16 protein-coding genes are annotated in these 17,191 nt (G+C 56.0%); 10 read left to right on the plus strand and 6 right to left on the minus strand.

Annotated features, from left to right (window positions below; all coding sequences use genetic code 11):
- Positions 1–843: putative bifunctional diguanylate cyclase/phosphodiesterase (locus ABYP39_RS10575; protein ID WP_372782460.1), on the plus strand; the 843-nt coding region annotated here is incomplete at its 5' end.
- Positions 844–880: 37 nt separating this feature from the next.
- On the opposite strand, the gene tyrS is transcribed toward ABYP39_RS10575, so the two are convergent.
- Positions 881–2,188: a tyrosine--tRNA ligase gene (gene tyrS / locus ABYP39_RS10580; RefSeq protein WP_372782462.1), complete on the minus strand. Its 1,308-nt coding sequence runs from the start codon at positions 2,186–2,188 to the stop codon at positions 881–883.
- A 220-nt stretch (positions 2,189–2,408) separates the two neighbouring features.
- Here tyrS and ABYP39_RS10585 point away from each other — a divergent pair, with 220 nt between their 5' ends.
- Both ABYP39_RS10585 and ABYP39_RS10590 read left to right on the plus strand, forming a co-directional pair.
- On the plus strand, positions 2,409–3,755 hold the full coding sequence (locus tag ABYP39_RS10585; RefSeq protein WP_372747665.1) for a peptidoglycan DD-metalloendopeptidase family protein: 1,347 nt from the start codon (positions 2,409–2,411) through the stop codon (positions 3,753–3,755).
- Positions 3,755–4,879: an anhydro-N-acetylmuramic acid kinase gene (locus ABYP39_RS10590; RefSeq protein ID WP_372782464.1), complete on the plus strand. Its 1,125-nt coding sequence runs from the start codon at positions 3,755–3,757 to the stop codon at positions 4,877–4,879. The genes ABYP39_RS10585 and ABYP39_RS10590 overlap by 1 nt, the downstream gene beginning before the upstream one ends.
- Before the next feature lie 16 nt (positions 4,880–4,895).
- On the opposite strand, the gene erpA is transcribed toward ABYP39_RS10590, so the two are convergent.
- Positions 4,896–5,249 (minus strand): iron-sulfur cluster insertion protein ErpA, encoded by a 354-nt coding sequence (erpA, locus tag ABYP39_RS10595; protein WP_372747667.1) that lies wholly within the window; start codon positions 5,247–5,249, stop codon positions 4,896–4,898.
- A gap of 84 nt (positions 5,250–5,333) precedes the next feature.
- Positions 5,334–6,374, minus strand: coding sequence for an N-acetyl-gamma-glutamyl-phosphate reductase (argC, locus tag ABYP39_RS10600; protein ID WP_372747669.1), 1,041 nt, complete (start codon positions 6,372–6,374; stop codon positions 5,334–5,336).
- Positions 6,375–6,537: 163 nt separating this feature from the next.
- Here argC and ABYP39_RS10605 point away from each other — a divergent pair, with 163 nt between their 5' ends.
- The 6 genes from ABYP39_RS10605 (at position 6,538) to ABYP39_RS10630 (ending at position 12,703) form a co-directional block, all read left to right on the plus strand.
- Positions 6,538–8,277 (plus strand): chloride channel protein, encoded by a 1,740-nt coding sequence (locus ABYP39_RS10605; RefSeq protein WP_372782466.1) that lies wholly within the window; start codon positions 6,538–6,540, stop codon positions 8,275–8,277.
- A gap of 5 nt (positions 8,278–8,282) precedes the next feature.
- Positions 8,283–8,702 (plus strand): CopD family protein, encoded by a 420-nt coding sequence (locus ABYP39_RS10610; RefSeq protein ID WP_372747671.1) that lies wholly within the window; start codon positions 8,283–8,285, stop codon positions 8,700–8,702.
- Between the two features lie 64 nt (positions 8,703–8,766).
- Positions 8,767–10,047, plus strand: a complete 1,281-nt coding sequence (gene hemL, locus ABYP39_RS10615; protein ID WP_372782468.1) for a glutamate-1-semialdehyde 2,1-aminomutase — start codon at positions 8,767–8,769, stop codon at positions 10,045–10,047.
- Between the two features lie 14 nt (positions 10,048–10,061).
- On the plus strand, positions 10,062–11,075 hold the full coding sequence (gene hemB, locus ABYP39_RS10620; RefSeq protein ID WP_372782470.1) for a porphobilinogen synthase: 1,014 nt from the start codon (positions 10,062–10,064) through the stop codon (positions 11,073–11,075).
- Positions 11,076–11,167: 92 nt separating this feature from the next.
- Positions 11,168–11,917, plus strand: a complete 750-nt coding sequence (locus ABYP39_RS10625; RefSeq protein WP_372782472.1) for a TIGR04219 family outer membrane beta-barrel protein — start codon at positions 11,168–11,170, stop codon at positions 11,915–11,917.
- A 126-nt stretch (positions 11,918–12,043) separates the two neighbouring features.
- Positions 12,044–12,703: a hypothetical protein gene (locus ABYP39_RS10630; protein ID WP_372782474.1), complete on the plus strand. Its 660-nt coding sequence runs from the start codon at positions 12,044–12,046 to the stop codon at positions 12,701–12,703.
- On the opposite strand, the gene ABYP39_RS10635 is transcribed toward ABYP39_RS10630, so the two are convergent.
- Together ABYP39_RS10635 and mrcB are read right to left on the minus strand one after the other, a co-directional pair.
- Positions 12,683–13,282, minus strand: a complete 600-nt coding sequence (locus ABYP39_RS10635) for a CoA pyrophosphatase (protein WP_372747676.1) — start codon at positions 13,280–13,282, stop codon at positions 12,683–12,685. The genes ABYP39_RS10630 and ABYP39_RS10635 overlap by 21 nt on opposite strands.
- Positions 13,269–15,569: a penicillin-binding protein 1B gene (gene mrcB, locus ABYP39_RS10640; protein ID WP_372758915.1), complete on the minus strand. Its 2,301-nt coding sequence runs from the start codon at positions 15,567–15,569 to the stop codon at positions 13,269–13,271. Before mrcB ends, ABYP39_RS10635 begins: the two co-directional genes overlap by 14 nt.
- Before the next feature lie 106 nt (positions 15,570–15,675).
- Here mrcB and ABYP39_RS10645 point away from each other — a divergent pair, with 106 nt between their 5' ends.
- Positions 15,676–16,668: an adenosine kinase gene (locus ABYP39_RS10645; RefSeq protein ID WP_372749723.1), complete on the plus strand. Its 993-nt coding sequence runs from the start codon at positions 15,676–15,678 to the stop codon at positions 16,666–16,668.
- A gap of 52 nt (positions 16,669–16,720) precedes the next feature.
- On the opposite strand, the gene ABYP39_RS10650 is transcribed toward ABYP39_RS10645, so the two are convergent.
- The coding region (locus ABYP39_RS10650) for a YajG family lipoprotein (RefSeq protein WP_372782476.1) at positions 16,721–17,191 on the minus strand (471 nt) is incomplete at its 5' end.

Consider the following 17,191-nt stretch of genomic DNA (forward strand, 5'->3'; position numbering starts at 1 on the left):
AAAGGCAGCAACCAGGCCGTGTTTTTCGATGACCTGCTCGAGGAGCAGATCCAGCGCGATCGCGATCTCGAGGATGCCTTACCATCAGCCTTGGAAAATCATGAGTTCTCGCTGCACTACCAACCGAAAGTGGACGCCAATGGACAATGCTGCGGGGCCGAAGCGCTGTTGCGCTGGCACCACGGCAACCAGGGCCTCATCTCGCCAGCCATCTTTATTCCACTGGCGGAACGCTCCGGCTTTATGCCAAAACTTGGCGCCTGGGTAATTAATGAGGCCTGCGCCTTCCTTGGACGACTGCGCGAGCAGAACACTCACCTTCCAGGGCGACTATCTGTCAATGTCAGCCCCTGGCAACTGCGCGAGGAAACGCTGCCATCTACGCTGCAAAGCGCCCTTCAGGCGACCGCCATCCCCGCCCCCCAGATAGAAATCGAACTGACGGAATCCGCACTGGTAGATTCGCTAGTCACTGCCCGAAAGCAGCTGCAAGCTATACGGGAGCTTGGTGTCAGTATTGCCGTGGATGACTTTGGTACCGGCTACTCGTCACTCGCCTACCTGCAAGATCTGCCGCTGGACGTACTCAAGATAGACAAACAGTTTGTAGACAACCTCGACAGCACCCGAGGGCAGCAATTGGTGGAGGGGATTATCAACATCGGCACGGTACTGGATATGACGGTTGTCGCTGAAGGCATTGAAGACCGCACTCAGCTCAGCGCGCTTTGCGCACTGGGCTGCCAGTATTTTCAAGGTTACCTGTTCAGCAAACCGCTGCCGGAAGAAGCCTTTGGTGAATGGCTCCGCAAAAACCTGCAAACGCCGCTGACGACCTCTTGATCAGCAGCGTTCACCAGCAAGTTTTTACGACAGTCACTCAGGGGGCTACAAAGAGGTGGTATTTTTTCTTGCCCAGCTTCACCAGATAGAAGCGTCCGAAACGCGCACTTTCAGACGCAAACAGGGCAGGAGAGTTCATCATGTCTGCAGCACCAGCGGCCACACCATTAATGACGACCGCGTTACGCCCAAGCGCATCCTTTACCTGCTTCCCGGAAGCCGCCATTCCCGCATCGGCCAGCAATTGCGTCAATGGAATGTCCGCCAGGGTAGTGCGATCCAGTGTTGAACTCGGCAAGCCATCGAGCTGCAACTGCTGGTAATCGTCCTCCGACAAAGCTTCATCATTGCCACTGAAAAGCGCCTCGGTAATGCGCTGGGCTGCTGCGAGCCCCGCGTCACCGTGAACCAGCCGGGTCACCTCGCGCGCCAAAATCCCCTGAGCCTCAGGTCGACCTTGCGCAGCCTTGTCCGCGGCCTCGATATCATCGATCTCGGCCGGTGAGAGGAAGGTAAAGTAACGCAGGAATTTGTAAACATCTGCATCTGCAGTGTTTAGCCAGAACTGATAAAAGGCATAGGGAGAGGTTTTGGCAGGATCAAGCCAAATCGTTCCAGCCTCTGTTTTGCCAAATTTGGTACCGTCTGCCTTAGTCACCAGAGGCAGGGTCAGACCGAATACGTGTGCCCGATTCAACCGGCGAGACAGGTCGATACCACCGGTAATGTTGCCCCATTGATCAGAGCCCCCGATCTGCAATGTGCAGGCGTTGCGGCGGTTAAGCTCGGCAAAATCGTATGATTGGAGAATCATGTAGGTAAATTCGGTATAGGAGATACCTTCACCTTCACGCTCGATCCGCTGTTTGACGGACTCCTTCTGTATCATCGCATTCACGGCGAAGTGCTTACCCACGTCCCGCAGGAAGTCCAACACATTGATACTGCCGATCCAGTCCAGATTATTGACCACTTCAGCGGAGTTTTCACCGCAATCAAAATCGATAAACTGGCTGACCTGAGCGCGAATTTTGTTGACCCAACCCGCCACCACATCCGGCGTATTGAGCTTGCGTTCCTGAGCCTTAAAGCTGGGGTCGCCAATCAAGCCGGTCGCACCGCCCACCAGCGCCAGCGGCTTGTGGCCAGCGAGCTGAAAACGTTTCAAGGTGAGTAGGGGCACGAGCGAGCCGATATGCAGGCTATCGGCCGTTGGGTCGAAACCGCAATAGAGTGTTCGGGGGCTTTCGTTGAGGTGCTTTTCCAGCTCCTCGTCGCTGCTCATCTGCGCAATTAGCCCACGTGCGCGCAGATCCGCGATTAAATCTTTATTTACCACGATCACACTCCGGATAAATTCTTATAGCCCCAAGCAAAAGAGCTGGCACAATACAGCACCCTCCCCGAATTGCAAGCGATGCGGGGTAAGTTGGCACTTTGCAGCTATTGTTTGATGCTTTATTAGAGGTTACCACGCTAAGTGACTCATATTGCTCAATTTAAATCTATTTTCAAATTGAAAACGACGCGTTATAGTGATGTTTAAAAAACAGCAGGCCCGACGGATGCATTTCGGAACTCGCAACAACAGACAAAATCTGCCCCACCCTCCGAAAAAGCAGGTGGTAGCAGCCATGTCGACCTTTGTCGCCGTTGTTTTACTATTGCTGCTCTTGCCCGGCGAACAGGCCGAGGCCAAACGCACCGCCATCCCGCTCTCGCTCGAAATTGCGCCTTCTGACATAGATCGCGTGATTGTCGACATCGAACAGGAGCCGCTAGCACCAATCACTCCCTGGGATGATGTTACCGTTCAACCCGGTGATAGCCTGTCCCATATATTCCAGCGCGTCGGACTAACCGCCCGCGACGTACACGAACTGATAACCGGCACCACCGAAGTGAAGCCCCTGAGCCGGATCAAGCCCGGACAGCAGCTGTCCTTCCACATTCAGGACGGTCAATTGCTGGCCATGAAGCTCAAGCAGAATGCTCTGACTTCCCTCGTTTACGAACGCACCGCCAAAGGCTTTAGCGCCACCGAGCTGGTTCGCGAACCGGAAGTACGTCCACGCATCGCCAGCGCTACCATTTCGTCCTCACTCTATAAAGCAGCCGAAGATGCGGACATGCCAGACGGCCTCATCATGGAGCTGGCCAACATTTTTGGCGGTGTTATGGACTTTATCTATGACGTGCGGGCCGGCGATCACTTTATCGTGCTCTACGAAGAGCTCTACATAGACGGCCAGCGCTACAAGTCCGGCAAGATTCTGGCAGCCGAATACGTCAACCGCGGACGCAGCTACCAAGCTTTCCGCTATACAAATGCACTGGGCAAAACTGGCTACTATTCACTGAACGGCGAGAGTATGCAAAAGGCTTTTCTGCGTGCGCCGCTCGAATTCTCCCGCATATCCTCACCCTTTAACCCAAACCGCCTGCATCCGATTTTCAAGACCGTGCGCCCTCACCGTGGCATCGACTATGCTGCACCGCGCGGCACACCTGTCTACGCTGCTGGCGATGGCCGAATCATCGAAGCCGGATACACCAAGGCCAATGGCAATTACGTGATTATCCAGCACGGCTCCCAGTACATTACCAAATACCTGCATCTGGATCGCAAAGCCGTTCGAAAAGGTGACCGAGTTGATCAACGGCAGACCATAGGCTGGGTTGGGTCTACCGGATTTGCCACCGGCCCGCACCTGCACTACGAATTTCTGCTGAACGGTGTACACCGCAACCCGAGCACCATTATTGAGAAGCTACCCAAGGCCCGAAAGATTACAGCAACGGAAATGGCCATGTTCAAAAACTCGGTACAGGGTATGCATCTGCAGCTTTCTACCTATTCCGTTCAGGCCGGCTACCGCAGTCCGTCAACATCTTCCGTCGGCTCCGGTTAATGGGGCTTTATATTGGCATCATGTCCGGCACCAGCCTGGACGGTGTCGACACACTGCTGTGTGAGATTGGTGACGATGGCGCGCCCCGCTACCTTCACCACCTGAATACGCCGTTCCCGGCAGAGCTGCAAACGACTCTGCGCAAGCTCTGCCAACCCGGCAACAATGAGATTGAACTGCTCGGGCGGGCAGACCGGGCACTGGCCACACTTTACGCCGACTCAGTAAAACAACTTTTGGCCTCCGCCTCGCTGAATGCCCCCCAGATTGAAGCCATTGGCTGCCACGGCCAGACCATCCGGCACCGGCCACCAACGCCTGAACAGGCCGCCAGCACTGCCTTTACACTACAGATCGGCGACCCGAACACACTGGCGGCGCGCACCGGCATCTGCGTGGTGGCCGACTTCAGACGCCGCGATATCGCCGAAGGCGGTCAAGGCGCGCCACTCGCCCCAGCGTTTCACCGCGCCGTTTTCGCATCGCCCACGCACGATCGAGCGGTTATCAATATCGGCGGCATGGCCAATCTGACACTGTTGCCGGTAAACGGACCATGCACCGGTTTCGACACCGGCCCCGGCAATGTGCTGATGGACGGCTGGATCAAGCAGCACAACGGGCAGGCGTTCGATGATCGAGGGCTATTTGCTGCCAGCGGCAAAGTCGATGCCCCGTTGCTGGATCAATTGCTGTCACATCCCTACTTCGCGAACCGACAGGGCCCACGAAGCACAGGCCGCGAAGATTTCGACCTGAAACAACTGATTGCGATCATCGATCAGACCGACAGAGACATCGCTCCAGAAAACGTACAGGCGACCTTGCTCGAACTCACCGCGCAAAGTATCGCCCGCCCGCTGCAGGCTCTGTCACCCGGCCCAAACGAAATCTACGTTTGCGGGGGCGGTGCCTTTAATACCGCACTGATGCAAAGACTGGAATCACTGCTACACCCGGCCCAGATTGCAAGCACAGCTTCACTGGGAGCAGACCCCCAACACGTGGAAGGCCTGGCGTTCGCCTGGTTGGCGTATCGAAGACTTAGGGGCTTAAGCGGGAATTTGCCGAGCGTGACAGGCGCGGCACGTGAGGTACCGCTGGGCGCGGTGTTCCCGCCCTAGCGCGACATGAAGCGCATCAGATAGAAAAGGACGAGCCACAACCACAGGTTGTACTCGCATTGGGGTTTTTGACCATAAAGCGTGAACCCTCCAGGCCTTCTTCATAGTCAACCTGTGCACCCACCAGATACTGGTAACTCAGCGGATCAATCAGCACAGCGACGTCCTCCACTTCAACCACCGTATCATCGTCGGCCACCAGCTCGTCAAAGGTAAAGCCGTATTGGAAACCGGAACAACCGCCGCCGGTAACAAACACCCGGAGCTTCAGGTCGCCGTTATTTTCCTCACTTTTGAGCGCGCGAACCTTGTCCACCGCACTCGCCGTCAGATTGATGACTGTCGGGGTAAACTGCTCGACAGATGACATACCACTCCTCGTAACGCCCGCACATCAGGGACGATTGTTAAATACCCAAGCAATTTGGTCAAGTATACCAGCTTTAGCTTCGGCCTAGGGAAAGACTGATATCGCACCCAGACCGGCACTTTCATCCAGCCCGAACATAATGTTCATGCATTGAATTGCCTGACCGGAAGCCCCTTTCACCAGATTGTCCTCTGCCACCAACACCACAACGTGATCACTGTTGGGCGGGCGGTGCAGAGCTATACGCAACTTATTACTGCCTTTTACGCTGCGAGTTTCAGGATGACTCCCCAGCGGCATTACGTCGACAAAGGGCGAATCCTTGTAGCGCTGTTCATAAAGGTACTGCAGCTCATCCAGGGCGACAGCCGGATCACGCAGTCTCGCATACAGAGTGGCGTGAATACCGCGAATCATCGGCAGCAGGTGCGGAGTAAAAATCACGTTAATTGGCTCGCCGGCTGCCCAACCAAGGCACTGGTTGATTTCAGGCAAATGTCGATGCCCGGAAACGCCGTAAGCCTTGAAGTTTTCAGCAACCTCGGCAAACAGAAACCCCACCTTAGCCTGACGCCCCGCGCCGCTCACCCCGGAGGCTGCACTGGCTATCAAGCCATCGGTGTGCACCAGCTTTTCTTCAAGCAGCGGCCAGTAGCCCAACTGAATGGACGTGGGATAACAACCTGCGCAGGCCACCAGTCGAGCAGTTTTCAGCTCATCAGCAAAGACCTCGGGCAGGCCATACACCGCCTCTGAAAGCAGCTCAGGGCAGACATGTTCCTCGTGATACCACTCGCTCCAGAGCTTAGCGTCGCGAATACGAAAATCAGCCGACAGGTCAATCACTCGTGTGCCGGTCTTCAACAGGTCAGGCACGGTGTTCATCGCCACATTGTGCGGCGTTGCGAAAAACACCACATCGCAGGCACCCAGCTTTTCGGTATCTGGCTCGGTAAAGCGCAGATCCAAGCGGCCGCGCAGGCTGGGAAACAGTTCGTCCACCGCCAGACCAGCTTCACCGCGCGAGGTAATCATGGTCACTTCTGCATCAGGGTGGTCTACCAAAATTCGCAACAGCTCAGCCCCGGTATAGCCCGTGCCACCTACAATACCAACCTTTAACACGCTTAAATTCCTGCCCGTTTTCACTAGAGATTGAATACCCCGCAAACAACGCTATTAGGCGCGCAGCGAGAAGGGCCTTTATAATACTGGATTTGACCGGCACACGCGAAGGCAGGATGACGCAGAATACGGCACCAGTAGACTTTAACTCAGGCCCAGCCTTGTGACCGAAGGCACCCTCAGCCGTTTCAGGCGCCGACTGGCCAGCCCCGAAGCAGCGCTACCCTACGCGCTGCTCGGCATCCTGTCCGGCGCCATTACCGCTGTGTTGATGATTGTCTTTCGCCTGGCACTTGAATGGCCACTCGCCCATTGGCTTCCCGACCAATCGCCGGAAAACTTTGAAGCCCTGAGCTGGCACTGGCATTTGTTGCTACCTTTCGGCGGCGCCTTGCTGCTTGGGATATGTCTTCACTTTGTCAGCCCGGTGCATCGCTTTACCGGCATCCCCCACGTTATCGCCGCCCTGCACAATGGTCGAGGTCGTCTGCCGCCTGCCAATCTGTTTACTCAGTTTGCCGGAGGCCTTGTCGCCCTGCTGAGCGGGCAATCGGGCGGGCGCGAAGGACCCGCTGTGCATATCGGTTCTGCCGCCAGCAGTCTGTTCGGTGCGGCGCTGCGATTACCGAATAACAGTCTGCGGGTGATGACAGCTTGCGGAACAGCGGCAGCCATTGCGGCCTCATTCAACACCCCCATTGCCGGCGTCATCTTCGCGATGGAAGTGGTGATGCTGGAATATACTGTCGCGGGCTTTGTTCCCGTTATACTGGCCGCAGTGACCGCCACTACGCTGTCTCAGGCAGTTTTCGGCGCGGTGGTTTTCCTGCCCGCCACCAATGTAAACATGACCTCGCTGCTGGAATTGCCGTTTATCGCACTGCTCGGTTGTATAGGCGGCACACTGTCAGCACTATTTGTGCTTATCCAGAAGCGCTGTTTGACCTGGCTCAATAAACCGATCTGGCTCCGACTTGGTATTGCGGGCCTTGTTACCGGTGTCTGTGCACTTTTGGCGCCGCAGGTACTGGGCATCGGTTACGACAGCCTGCAAGCCGCGCTGGATGGAAGTTACTCCCTGCAATTACTGCTACTACTGACGGTTCTGAAGCTGGTGGCAACCGCCATCTCCTGCGGCATGGGAATGCCGATCGGCATTATCGGTCCGTCACTACTGGTCGGTGCCTTCGCCGGCGGTGCACTCGGCATTTTGGGCGCTGCCGCCGTTCCCGCGCTCGCCCCGGATCACAGTTTTTATGTGCTGATGGGAATGGCGGCGCTGATGGGCGCCATTCTCAATGCGCCGCTCGCTGCGCTGCTGGCGGTCATCGAACTGACACACAACCTGAACATCATATTTCCGGCTATGCTCGCGGTTATCAGCGCGCAACTGGTCCACCGGGAACTGTTTAAGCTGCAATCAGCTCACCAGACTACCCTGCTCGCCATGCAGCAGGCCGTGCGCACGAATCCGCTCACGCTCACGCTACTGCGCACCAGTGCCGCCGCTGTGATGGATCGCAATATCAAGCATGTTTCACAAAAGCCCGACCGTCATGAGCTACAGAAACTGCTGGAAAAGCCAGTGCGCTGGCTGGTGATTACCAACGCCGAAGGTCAGCGTATTATCGTGCACCGGGAACACTGGTTTCCCGTGCTTAGCGAGACGCAAGACACTGAAGCGGACGCTGGCATTGATCTACTCGCCGTGCTGGAAAACCGTCGCCGTGCCGCCAACTTTGAGATCAACGGCACCCTGATGGAAGCACTCGAAACCATGAACCAGGAAGGTTTGGATAGCCTGTTTGTCAGCGCCCGAAGGCAGCGCCGAGGCCCGCCTGACGAAGGGGTTATTACCCGCGAGGCGCTATCTGATCACTACAATCTGCCAATAAGGTTTTAAACCCAATGCTCTGGATAAAGGCTTTTCACATCATCGCCATGGTGTGCTGGTTCGCCGGCATCTTCTATCTGCCGCGCCTGTTTGTTTATCATGCCATGGCTGAAGATGCGGCCACCCGCGACCACCTGAAAATCATGGAACGAAAACTGTATCGATTTATCAGCCCATTTGCGGTGCTGACGATTGTTCTCGGGCTGGCACTGCTGTCCCAGAACTGGCAGTACTATCTTTCGCAGACCTGGATGCAGATCAAGCTGATATTGGTGCTGGCACTGATAGGCTATCACCTTTACTGTGGCGTGCTCGTTAAACGATTCCTCACCGACGCAAATGTTCGCAGCCATGTATTCTATCGCTGGTTTAATGAAGCTCCGGTGTTTGTCTTATTTGGCGCAGTCATTCTGGTTGTGGTTCGCCCGTTATAATTCTGCACCTGAAAAGTCGCCACCAATCAGCGATAATGCGCCCACGCAAAGAAGTGAGAGAAATATGCAAGGTTCAGAGAAGCTTTTCGAGGCAGCCAAACAACGTATCCCCGGTGGCGTAAACTCACCCGTTCGGGCTTTTAAAGCCGTCGGTGGCACCCCGGTGTTCATCGACCACGCCAAGGGAGCATACCTCTACGATGTCGACGGCAAACGCTATATCGATTACGTGCTGTCTTGGGGCCCCATGCTACTGGGCCACGCTCACCCCGAGGTTATAGAGGCGGTAAAAGAAGCCCTCGAAAAGGGTCTCAGTTTTGGCGCACCCACCGCCGTTGAAACCGAACTGGCAGAAACCCTGTGCCAGCTGGTGCCCGGTATGGATCAGGTGCGCATGGTGAATTCCGGTACCGAAGCAACCATGAGTGCCATCCGCCTGGCGCGCGGCGCAACCGGGCGCGACAAGATCATCAAGTTTGAGGGCTGTTATCACGGCCACTCGGATTCACTGTTGATCAAGGCCGGCTCCGGCGCGCTGACGTTCGGCGTACCCAGTTCACCCGGTGTGCCAAAATCGTTGGCGGATCACACCATCACGCTTACCTACAACGATATTGCCGGTGTAGAGCAGGCGTTTGCGGAAATCGGAAATCAGGTCGCCTGCGTGATCGTGGAGCCTGTCGCAGGCAATATGAACTGCGTACCACCAGTACCCGGCTTTTTAGAATGTTTGCGCACGCAGTGCGATAACAGTGGCGCCCTGCTGATCATAGACGAAGTGATGACCGGTTTTCGCTTGGGCACCGGCGGCGCTCAGGGTCATTATGGTGTCACCGCCGATATCACCACACTGGGCAAAGTCATGGGCGGCGGCATGCCTGTAGCGGCCTTTGGTGGCCGCGAAGATATCATGCAACAGCTCGCCCCCGCCGGCCCCGTTTATCAGGCCGGCACATTGTCCGGAAACCCGCTGGCGATGGCCGCAGGACTTACCATGCTCAAGGCCATTCAGCAGCCGGGGTTTTACGAACCCCTGTTTGCACGCACCTCCAGACTGATTCAGGGGTTGCGCGACCGCGCACAGGCTGCCGGCATTGCCATGACCAGTAATCATGTCGGTACCATGTTCGGTGTGTTCTTCACCGACGAGGAAGCGATCACTAACTATCAGCAGGTGATGGCCTGCGACACCGAACGCTTTAACCGATTTTTTCACGGCATGCTGAATGAAGGTGTTTATCTGGCTCCGGCCAGTTATGAGGCAGGCTTTTTGTCTGCGGCGCACACCGATGCCGATATCGACGCCACCATAGACGCTGCTGAGCGCGTCTTTAAAACGCTCTGAGACGGGACTCACTCATGACCAACCTAAGCCGCGGCCCCTTTCCCAACACCAGAATGCGCCGCATGCGCGCCGATACCTTTTCGCGTCGCCTGATGCGCGAAAACCACTTGAGCACTGACGATCTGATTTACCCCATGTTTGTGCTGGACGGTAAAAACCAGCGCGAGGCCATTGCCTCTATGCCGGGCATCGAACGACTGAGCGTCGACCTGCTACTGCAGGAAGCAAAAACCCTGATTGAACTGGGTATACCGGCCATTGCGCTGTTCCCGGTAGTCGACGCGGCCGGGAAATCCGAACTCGCCGAAGAGGCCTACAACAGCAACGGTCTGGTCCAGCGCTGCGTCAGTGCACTAAAGGACAGGTTTCCGGAGCTCGGCGTTATCACCGATGTCGCGCTCGACCCCTACACCACCCATGGGCAGGACGGCATCATCGACAATAAGGGCTACGTTCTGAACGACCGCACTGTCGATACACTGGTAAAACAGGCTTTGTCCCATGCCAACGCCGGCGCCGACGTGGTCGCGCCGTCGGACATGATGGATGGGCGCATCGGCGATATCCGCCAGGCACTGGAAGCAGCGGGCCATGTCAACACCCGTATTCTCGCCTATTCCGCTAAATACGCCTCCAGCTACTACGGGCCTTTCCGCGATGCAGTGGGCTCTGCCGGCAACCTTGGCAAAGGCAACAAATACAGCTACCAGATGGATCCCGCCAACGGCGATGAAGCCTTGCATGAATGTGCACTGGATCTTCAGGAAGGCGCGGACATGATCATGGTAAAACCCGGCATGCCCTACTTGGACATTGTGCGCAGAGTCAAAGATGAACTAGCCGCCCCCACCTACGCCTATCAGGTGAGTGGGGAATACGCCATGCATTGCGCTGCATTTGAGAAGGGCTGGCTGGATCGCGATGCCGTGATTATGGAATCCCTGCTGGCCTTCAAACGCGCCGGCGCCGATGGAATCCTGACTTACTTCGCCAAAGAAGCGGCCATGCTGCTAAACACGCAGGCATAGGTTAATGCCCAAAAATAGCGCGCGACGCTAGGAAATGTCATTTTTTTTGAATAAACTCGCTCCATAACGCTCCATAATTGAGGATACATAACGTGAATAAGAAACTGCTCGCCGCACTGGCGCTTGCCCTGCCCTTCTCTGCATCAGCCGACATCCTCGGTGTCACGGCTGGCGTTTACAACTGGAGCCAGAATTTTTCTGGAGACCTGAGATCTGAACAAACAGGCAGTGATGAGATTGACCTGGAAGATGACCTGAATTTTGACGATGACAGCGCCAACGTCTTTTTCGTTGCCCTGGAGCACCCGATTCCCGTTCTGCCCAACATCCGCATCGGCAGCACCGGCATCGAAGTTAAAGAAACCGGCACTGTATCTCGCACCTTCAACTATGAAGGTCAGACCTATAATCAGGGCCAGCAAGTGACGTCCGATATCGATCTGAGCCATGTCGATGCCACCCTGTATTACGAGATTCTGGATAACTTCGTATCGCTGGATGTCGGCCTCACCGCGCGCAAATTTGACGGCGAAGCCACTATCTCTGATGGTCAGAAATCAGCGTCCTCCGAAATCGAAGGCACGCTGCCCCTGCTCTACGCCAATGCACGGGTATCATTGCCCTTTTTGCCGGGCCTCTACGCGTCTGGTGAACTTCACGGCATCGGCTACAGCGGCAATTCACTGATCGACACCAAAATTGGTCTCGGCTACGAAATCATGGGCATCGTTGGCCTTGAGCTGGGAATGCGCAGCTTTGTACTGGACCTGGAAGGTGATGATGACGAAGAGTTCAACATGACAGTAGATGGCGCGTTTATCGGTGTCGTCGTCGACCTGTAAGCCATTTCGACAGTCACCAGAGCCCGGCACAAGCCGGGCTTTTTTATGCCTGGCTTTTCGACACCCGGGGCTTGAGCTGCCGCCTGCCTTTAAAGTAGTCTTTGGCCGCTTGGTAAAAGGTGATTCATGGCGGCACTTCGATTTCTTACATCTTTTGTACTGCTGATACTGGCAACTCACAGCCATGCTTGTCGCTGCATCTGGGAAGGCAACTTCACCCAACTTGATTTAACTGGAAAAACCATCGTACTGGGCACCGTTACCCAGCACAGCGGTAATTCCATGGATCTAGCAGTTTCCGACGTACTGCAAGGCAAATTATTTCAGGAGCAGATTCGCATCTGGGGCGCTATCGGCAATTTGTGCCGGGCGGATGTAAAAGACTTCGAAGATGGCAGTCAGTGGCTGATGGTGCTGGAGTCCATAGAGGAAATTCCGGACTGGGGTTTTAACCCCAGCACGCCAAACTACAGCTTCGGCCGAAAAGGCGACTATACCTTGAGCCGCTGCGGCGTCTACTGGCTCAAACACCACAATGGCTACCTCAGTGGTAACGTGGATGATTCCCGCCGCTGGCTCTATCTCGACAAAAAGAAATCGCCAGTGAGCTTGAAGCTGATAAAGGCCTTCATTGACGGCCGTGCGGACAAAACTTTGCTGGCCGAAGCCGCCAAACCGCCGGAAGAAAAGCAGGAACTGCTCACAGACACCCGCGTATTTCTGCGCCAGCAAATCCGGGAAGAGCTGCTGGAGGAAAAGCTGGAGTCACTGCAGGAGACCGAGTAACTCATCCAGCATCATTAACGACAACCCCCAGATTTGCCTTTCCCGGTAGTGATAACAGGGCAGGCGCATGGCCATCCGGCCGCGTCGCCAGGTCATTTCGGTACGATTATTGTGATCGGCCAGAAAGGCCAGCGGCACCCAGATCACCTCAGCCACTTCATGATTGGGTTTAGGCTCTGGCAGTCGCTTAACCGTATAAACATATGGGGTAATCACCATTGGTCGGTAGCCACTGTGGGGGCTGGTGGCGATATCGGACAAGCGGCCAATGCAACGACCAAAGTTTTCCGGATCGACCCCGATTTCTTCGCGGGTTTCTCGCTCGGCCGTTTCCTTGCTGTGGTCATCATCGGTTTCCATACGTCCGCCCGGAAACCCCATGTGACCAGACCAGCGGTCACCCTCGCGGTCAGCGCGCTTGATCATCAACACTTCAGGGCCCATCTTGCCATCGCGCACCAACAAGGCCACCGCCGAGCGCTTTACCCAGCGCCGCCACCAGCGCTTGCGCGGACGGAATTGCGCCAGCCTCTCCTGGATAGCCAAAAGCGAACCGAAATTTGTGTTATTCGAAGACATTACGAAACCACTGCCAGAGATCAGGTAAGGTGCGCACACAGCGCGGTGATTCAACGGTTGGCCAACTGCCACCAATAAAAGGCATTTGTCGCGCCCCTTCACACCAGGCGTGACTGCCTTTGCCATTTTCCGGATCTATCCAGCGGTAGGAGACACCTTCTACCGGCTGAAAAACCATTGGCTCATGACTCGCATTGGCCATAAAGTTGCGCCAGACTTTGAGCGCACCGCTAGCGCCCGTCAACCCCGAGGGTTTATTGTCGTCATGCCCCAGCCACACTGTTGCCACGTAGTCTCCCGAAAACCCGGCAAACCAGGAATCGCGGAAATCATTACTGGTGCCGGTTTTACCCGCCACGCGAAAATCCGGATCCAACACCTGATATACAGAACGACCCGTGCCCTCACGCACCGTTTCAATCAAAGCATATTGCAGCAGGTGTACCGCTGCTTCGTCCACCGCACGCTGTGGCTTCTGTGGGTAGCGCGCCAGCAGGTGCCCCTTAGGATCAGTCACCGCGTATATGGCACGCATCGCCTGCGCCCGGCCGCCCGAGGCAATAGTCTGATACATCGCATTGACCTCGATCGGTGACAGCTCAGCGGCGCCCAACAGCAAGGCGGGCACCTCGGGCACTGGCCGGTGCACCCCCAGCGATTTCAGCGTCGCCACTACCTGACCCACCCCCAGCTCCAAGCCCAAGCTTGCCGCTGCAAGGTTATAGGAACGTGACAGCGCCTCGTGCAGCATGACCCGGCCATGCACCTCATTGTCAAAGTTACTGGGTTGCCACAAACTGCCGTCCGGGTTGCGCAGCGCAATTGGGCTGTCGTCAACAAAGCTGGCTAAGGTGAATTTCTGAGGTTGCTGCAAAGCCGCCAGATAAATCGCGGGTTTGATCAGCGATCCGATGGGGCGCAGAGCATCCAGCGCGCGATTAAAACCGGCAAAACGCGGCCGCCGACCACCAACCAATGCCACCACGTCGGCGTTTGTCACCGAGGTTACCGCTACCGCGCCCTGCACTTCAGAGTAGTTTTTACCCAGACCTTCCAGTGTTTGAGTAAGTGCCCGCTCCGCATGACGCTGGACGATCGGGTCGAAAGGCGTAAAAACCCGCAATCCTTGGGTTTGCAGGTCGCTGTTTTGGTAGTCGCGCCGCAGCTGGCGGCGCACCAGATCCACATAGGCGGGAAACACACCGGCAACCGCACTGCTTTTCGCCAGGCCCAGTGGCTCTCGCTCCAGTGACGCCAGTTGAGCTGGGGTTAACCATGCCTGCTCAGCCAATTCCGCCAGTACCAAATTACGCCGGGCCCGGGCACGATCACCGTGCCGCCACGGGTCATAGTACGACGGTCCTTTTACCAACCCCACCAACATCGCAGTCTGCGGCAAATTCAGCTCGTCTAGCGGCTTATTGAAATAGTGCCGCGCAGCGAGGGCAAAACCGTGAATCGCGCGGGAACCTTCCTGACCGAGATACACCTGATTGATATAAGCTTCTAGTATGTCATCCTTGCTGTAGTGCAGCTCCAGCAACACCGACATGATCATTTCCTGAAACTTCCGCCACAGGCTTCGCTCACGGGTTAACAGCACGTTTTTGACCAGCTGCTGGGTGATGGTGCTCCCGCCCTGAACGGTGCGACCAGCTTTCAGGTTGGCCAGCAGTGCCCGAGCAATACTGCGCGGTGAAATACCAAAATGCTGGTAAAAATCTTTGTCTTCAACCTGAAGCAGTACTTCAAGCAACATCCGCGGCGTATCTTCCAGCCGGATGAGTAAGCGGTCCTCGTGCAGGTTCGGATAGATACCACCGATGACGGTGGGCTCGAGTACCGCTTCTTCCAGCTGACGTCCCGACATCGACTCCACCCGCTGCACGAACCCTCTTGGCGAGAAGTGAATTAGCACACTCCCCGCCGGGCGACGCTGCTCTGGAAACGCGAATTCGCGATAGTGGATAGCCAGGGTATTATTCTGTCGGTAGTAAGAGCCGGGGTAACGCAATGCCGCATCAACTTGGTATCCCAGCAGGCCAAGCTCATATTCAAGGTCACTCGCACCGACCGTGACCCCTGGCGCCAGTATCAGAGGCCGCGCATATACCTTGGCTGGCTGCTGCCAGCTCACCTCACCAAAGGCGCTGCGCACCTGAATATCGCAGTAAACAACAAAGGCGAGCCCCACCACCGCCGCCACTACCAGCAGCTTGAACAGGGTCTGCCAACGAAAAAAACGGCGCGATGATGTCGCTTTTCGGGTACTTCTCTTCTTTGCCATTAGCTCAAATCTATTGGGTTAGGTCGCTTTCGGTTTAGGCGCATTATTGCAAAACCCGGGTCAAACCGGATAATGCTGCTTTCTTACAAAATACAGCGAAAACATCATGCGCAAATATCATGTTTACGGCCTTGGCGCGGCACTGGTCGACACCGAAATCGAAGTTAGCGATCAGGATCTCACCATGCTGGGAGTCGACAAGGGCGTGATGACCCTGGTAGACCGGGAACGCCAGGAAACGATTCTGAATACCCTTGAAGGTCACCTGATTCACGCCAAACAGGCCAGCGGAGGTTCTGCCGCAAATTCCATCATCGCCGCCAGCTATTTTGGCGCAAAAACCTTTTATTCCTGCAAGGTTGCCGACGACGCGCTGGGTGAATTCTACATGAACGACCTGCGCGCAGCAGGCGTGGATGCCAATTACAGCCAGAAAAGTGTTGAAGGTGTGACGGGCACCTGCTTGGTAATGATTACCCCTGATGCCGAGCGTTCGATGAATACTTATTTGGGCATCAGCGAAACCCTGTCGGCCAGCGAGCTGCATCATGCTGCCCTGAAAGACTCGGAATACCTTTACATGGAGGGCTACCTGGTAACCTCTCCTACCGGGCGCGCCGCGGCCATCGAAGCGCGCGAAATGGCACAGGCCAACGGCGTCAAAACCGCCCTGTCGTTCTCAGACCCAGGCATGGTGGAGTTTTTCCGCGACGGCCTTCAGGAAATGCTGGGCGGCGGTGTCGACATGATATTCTGCAACCAAGATGAAGCCCTCGGCTGGGCTCAATCAAGCACTCTTAATGACGCGGTGGCGGCACTGAAGAAGGTCGCTCGCACCTTCGCCATTACCCTCGGCGCCAAAGGTGCACTGGTATTTGATGGTGAACAACTGATTGAAATAGAACCACGCGCAGTGTCAGCCGTCGACACCAACGGCGCAGGTGACATGTTTGCAGGTGCATTCCTCTACGGCATCACCAATGGCTTGAACTTTGCCGACGCAGGTCGACTGGCCAGCATCTCGGCGGCCGAGGTGGTCAGCAACTACGGGCCACGACTGCCAGCGGCCAAGCACGGCGAACTGTTGGCAACGGCCTAAGGCCTTTCCGGTGAGGGCCAAACCAAGCCCTCACCGGAACCAAGCACTATGCCTAGCGCAACGTAAATGCCAGCAGCTTTGGATCACTAAACAGCCTTTGCAGCGCTGCTGACAAAGTCTCATTGATCATTTCTTCATTGCGGTCCCTGCCAGGAACCGTGGCGTAGGTCTTGGTGTTTTTCACCTGATAACGCCCCGTGTAACTGTCACCGTTTTGGGTTGCCTCAACACGCAACAGGCTCTCTAGCTCAACCTCGAAACCCACACTGGACTTTTCTGGATCGCGATAGCTTAGGGTATCTACCACTATACGTATGTCGGCGCTGGCAAGCGGCATTGTCTGCACCACAAAGCCCATCTCGCGAAACTTGCGCGTTGATGCCGCCAGAATCGCGTCCGCCAGATCATTGGCCGGCGTGATCAGGCTGGTGTCTTTATAGAGGCCTCCGCGACTGCCAATGGCCTCCTTCCCTCGATTATCCACCACCTCAAGATAGAGGGTTCGGCCTTCCCCGATATTACT

It is taken from the genome of Litorivivens sp. (assembly GCF_041625495.1).
In the GTDB taxonomy this organism is placed as follows: Bacteria; Pseudomonadota; Gammaproteobacteria; order Pseudomonadales; family Spongiibacteraceae; genus Litorivivens.